Source organism: Bradyrhizobium sp. STM 3809 (assembly GCF_000239795.1).
Taxonomy (GTDB): Bacteria; Pseudomonadota; Alphaproteobacteria; order Rhizobiales; family Xanthobacteraceae; genus Bradyrhizobium.
Genome location: NZ_CAFJ01000203.1, coordinates 1 through 4,032 on the forward strand (window position 1 = coordinate 1; position 4,032 = coordinate 4,032).

Annotated in this window: 5 protein-coding genes; 3 read left to right on the plus strand and 2 right to left on the minus strand. The window is 65.9% G+C overall.

The window, feature by feature from the left end:
• A partial coding sequence (locus tag BRAS3809_RS11150) for a PspA/IM30 family protein (RefSeq protein ID WP_035656060.1) occupies positions 1-641 on the minus strand: 641 nt, incomplete at its 3' end.
• A 102-nt stretch (positions 642-743) separates the two neighbouring features.
• On the opposite strand from BRAS3809_RS11150, the gene BRAS3809_RS11155 reads away from it, so the two are divergent.
• The 3 genes from BRAS3809_RS11155 (at position 744) to BRAS3809_RS37610 (ending at position 3,220) form a co-directional block, all read left to right on the plus strand.
• Positions 744-1,361, plus strand: a complete 618-nt coding sequence (locus BRAS3809_RS11155) for a TetR/AcrR family transcriptional regulator (RefSeq protein WP_083839086.1) — start codon at positions 744-746, stop codon at positions 1,359-1,361.
• Positions 1,362-1,670: 309 nt separating this feature from the next.
• Positions 1,671-2,933: an ABC transporter substrate-binding protein gene (locus BRAS3809_RS37605; protein ID WP_008962202.1), complete on the plus strand. Its 1,263-nt coding sequence runs from the start codon at positions 1,671-1,673 to the stop codon at positions 2,931-2,933.
• The gene (locus BRAS3809_RS37610; RefSeq protein WP_008962203.1) at positions 2,930-3,220 is read left to right on the plus strand and encodes an ABC transporter substrate-binding protein; all 291 of its coding nucleotides are present in this window, start codon (positions 2,930-2,932) and stop codon (positions 3,218-3,220) included. Before BRAS3809_RS37605 ends, BRAS3809_RS37610 begins: the two co-directional genes overlap by 4 nt.
• Positions 3,221-3,270: 50 nt before the next feature.
• Here BRAS3809_RS37610 and BRAS3809_RS11165 read toward each other — a convergent pair whose 3' ends face one another.
• Positions 3,271-3,921: a hypothetical protein gene (locus tag BRAS3809_RS11165; RefSeq protein WP_008962204.1), complete on the minus strand. Its 651-nt coding sequence runs from the start codon at positions 3,919-3,921 to the stop codon at positions 3,271-3,273.
• Positions 3,922-4,032: the final 111 nt, after the last annotated feature.

Sequence of the window (4,032 nt, forward strand, 5' to 3'; positions counted from 1 at the left end):
GTCTTGATGCGCGGGCCGAAACCCTGCTCGGCGAGCTTCTCGGCGGTGGTGATCGGGCCGGTCGCGGCGTCGAGCTCCATCAGCGCCTCGTCGGCGGCCTGCGCTTCCATCTGCCGCTCGCGCAGCCGCTTCAACGTCGCCTCGGCCTCCGGCAGCGTGCATTCATAGGGGCGCGCGGCCTCGATGCCGCCGCGGCGGAGATTACGTACGGCTTCCGAGGCGCGGGCGATGCGGCGGCCGCGGTCGAGCTCGGCGATGCGCGCTTCAGCCCCCGCGACATGCTTCTTGAGCCGGCCGATCTCGGCGGCGAAAAGCGCCCGCGCGGTCCTGGCGGCGTCACGTTCGGCCTCGAGCCCGGCGATCGCCTGCGCCGCCTCGCGCGCCAGATCCTCGCGGCCGCCATCGAGCGCGGCGGTGGCGCGCACCTCCAGGTCGGCGATCCGGGCGATGGTCGCCTCGAGCCGCCTGCCCTCCTGCTGGTCCTGCGCGATCGCCAGCGCCAGCGCGCGCTTGCTGCGCTCGACGGCCGCCGCGGCGTCACGCATCTGCTGATCCAGGATCACCAGCGCGGTGCGGTCCTGCAGCTCCTCCTCCGCGACAGCCACGGTGCCCCGAAACAGCGTCAGAACGGTCTTGAACATTGTGAACTCCCTGTTATGAGCATCGCTCATAGGATCGGTGTAGCGCAACTGTGAGCAACGTTCAAGATTTTTCGTGAGCGTCGCTCAATATCTTGGTTAAAGATGTCTAAAACATTGGAAAGACGTGCAAAACAGCGCGATGCCCTGATCGAAGCCGCCGAGCGGATGATCCGGAGCAAGGGTCTCGCCGGCCTGAAGACCCGCGATCTCGCCCAGGAGATCGGCGTCGCCAACGGCGCGGTCTACAATCTGGTCGCCGACGTCGACGAACTGGTGCTGATGGTCGGATCGCGCACTCTCGCGCGGCTCGACGCCGAATTGTCCGCCGCCGAAAGCGCCGGGCCGCCCGGCCCCGCCGCCGCGCTGGTGCGCATCGCCATCGCCTATTGCGATTTTGCCGCTCACAATCTGGAGCTCTGGCGCGCGCTGTTCGAGCATCGCATGCCGGCCGAGAAGCCGCTGCCCGATTGGGCGGTGGCCGACCAGATGCATCTGTTCCGCCACATTCACCAGCCGCTCGCCGCGCTGTTTCCGCAGCGCTCGTTCGACGACATCAGCGTCACCGCCCGCAGCCTGTTCTCGGCGGTCCACGGCATGGTCGCACTCGGCCTCGAGCAGAAGCTGATCGCCGTGCCGCTCGCCGCGCTGCGCCAGCAGATCGCGACCATGGTGAGCGCGATGGTGACGGGGCTGGTCGCCGCGGAGACGGCGAAGCAGTGAGGCAACGCTTGCGAACTATTCGAGTGAGACATCCTCGCCGCTTGGCGATCGGCTGGCTCGATCGAGGGCGCGAACAAACTAACGCCGCATTGCTTCGCACTATCATGGCGACGTTCGGGCTTGTTCCAGACAATTTGTCGGGAACCTGCCTGATCCACCAGCACTCGATGATGGGTGTTAGTTCGTAAGGCCAGCGCCGAACGGCGCATAGCCACGGTCATCAGGCCGGCAGCATCTGCAGTGGATGGCCGCCGCGCAATCCAACAAAAAACGCCAATGACAAGGGATGCGCGGGGCAAGGGGGACAGCGTGAGACATTTGCGTGCGCCTAATGACGACCGTGATCCGCCCTTTGCGCCGGGCTACGACGATGACCGCCGTCCGATGTATGAACAATCCTGGCGCGACGAGCGCGACCGGCCGACGCCGGCCGAGTTCGCCGCACGCTTCGGCGTGCAGGAGCTTCCTCCTCAGCCGAGACAGCGGCGCTCCTTCGGCATTCTTGGCATTCTCGGACTGGTCGCTGTCGCCGCGGGCGTGGCCGGATTTGCCGCGCTGAAGCTGCCGGCGCGGTGGACCTCCGCGCCGAGCACCGACAGCAGCACGGATGTTGCGGTGACCGCGAGCGTACCTTCCGTTTCGATTCGCGCCTCGCAGGCCTTTGCGCAGGTGCAGGACGCTCCGCCGGCGAGCGCCGCCCCCGCCGTCGTCCCCGAAGCGGTCACGCGGCTGAGGGATAAGGACCGTCTGCCGAAATTCGACACGCGAATGGCCAACGCTGCCGTGGCCACGCAGGCCGGCGCGCAGCCATCGGTCCAGGGCGTGACGGACACCGAGATCCGCTTCGGCATGGCCGCTCCCTTTTCGGGGCCTGCAAGGGAGATGGGTCGCCAGCTCAAGCTCGGCATCGAGCTCGCCTTCGCGCAGGCCAACGAGGACGGCGGCGTGCATGGCCGCCAGCTCAAGCTCTCCACCGCGGACGATGCCTATGAGCCGACGCGAACGCTGAACGCGATGAAGGACCTCTACGAGCAGCAGAAGGTGTTCGGCTTCGTCGAGAACTACGGCAGTCCGACCGCCCTGATCTCGGTGCCCTACGCGCTCGAGCGTCACGCGCTGTATTTCGGCGCCTTCACCGGCGCGCCGTCGCTGCGGCGCGATCCGCCGGACCGCTACGTCTTCAACTATCGCGCCGGCTATGCCGAGGAGGCCGACGCGCTGGTGCGCTACCTCGTCAAGAACCGCCGGCTGCGCCCACAGGACATCGGCGTGCTGACCCAGCAGGATGCCTATGGCGATGCCGGCTGGGACGGCGTCGCCAAGGCGATGCGCGGGCTGCGCGGCGGCAATGCCGGCGAGATCTTCCGCATGAGCTACAACCGCAACACCGTCAATGTCGACGAGGCCATCGCGCAATTGAAGCGCCAGCGTCCCGCGATCAAGGCGGTCGTGCTGGTGGCGACCTTCCGCGCGGCGGCGAAGTTCATCGAGAAGACGCGCGACCTCTACCCCGACATGATCTATGCGACGATCTCCGGCGTCGGCAGCAGGTCGACGGCTATGCCTCGGTGACACTGAACTACAAGAAGGCGCTCGCCAAATATTTTCCGGGAGAGCCGGCCGACTACACCTCGCTGGAGGCCTATCTCACCGCCAACATCCTGATCGAGGGCTTGCGCCGCACCGGCCCCGCGCTCGACACGGAAGCGCTCGTCAGCAACCTCGAGGCGATGCAGAACTACGAGCTCGGCGTCGGCTCCAAGGTGAGCTTCGGCCCCTCCGACCACCAGGCGCTGCACAAGGTCTGGGGCACCCAGCTCGACAAGACCGGGCAGTATCACGCGATCGATCTGGACTAGCAGGTCCGGCCGACGACGAATGCGGGCACGGCAGCGACCGCGGGGGGCGGTCAGCGCCGATCCCGAATGTCGTTTGTCTTGGGGCCGGCGGCCTTCTTGGCACGCTCGCGGCGCGCGATGGCCTCAGCAATATCAGTTGCCGGGATCATGACGAGATTCGTCCTGAAGCCTGTCCCGAGCATCTTGGCTCCCCTGATCACGAAGCAGATGTCTTCAGGCGTCGTGCGAAGGTCCCATGAAAACGGCGGGGGCTGTCCCGGTGCCGGCTCGAACAGAGGCCTGAATGCAACGTCGACATAGAAGTGATAGGCATGTTCGGACGCAGGGGGCGACACGATCTCCCGATGCTCGATCAGGTTGCCGAGCGTGTCGTAGACATACGCTCCCATCAAGTCCTTGGTCTGGTCGATGGTGAAGCTGCCCTGCAGGCAGACTCCGACGTTGACGCCCACATGAAAGCCATCCCTGGCATAGTCCCGCAGGTCCACATCCGAAGACAGCGTCACCTTGATCAGCGACCGCGGCCGATGGCCCATCGGACTGATGTCGGCCTGATCATAGTCGTCGACAACCTCGATCGCGGCGACCTTGAAGTCGTCCAACCCCGCAACGGCCGGCCGGATCGATGACGAGAGCACGGCCAACGCCAGAACAATCCACGTCGCTTCTCGCCTCTCCATGAACACGCCGCTGATGCTCATTTGTCGGGACAATCGAGCGCGACGCTCGCTGTCAGCCTCTCCCCGCGTTCGGCAGGGCTATCGCATATGGCAATGCGGAGCTGTAGCGGCGAACGATCCTGCTCACTTGTT

Bases quoted from the DNA above. Each gene is read 5' to 3' on its own strand.
- BRAS3809_RS11155 (WP_083839086.1), top strand. From the start codon at position 744: ATGTCTAAAACATTGGAAAGACGTGCAAAACAGCGCGATGCCCTGATC.
- BRAS3809_RS11165 (WP_008962204.1), bottom strand. From the start codon at position 3,921: ATGAGCATCAGCGGCGTGTTCATGGAGAGGCGAGAAGCGACGTGGATT.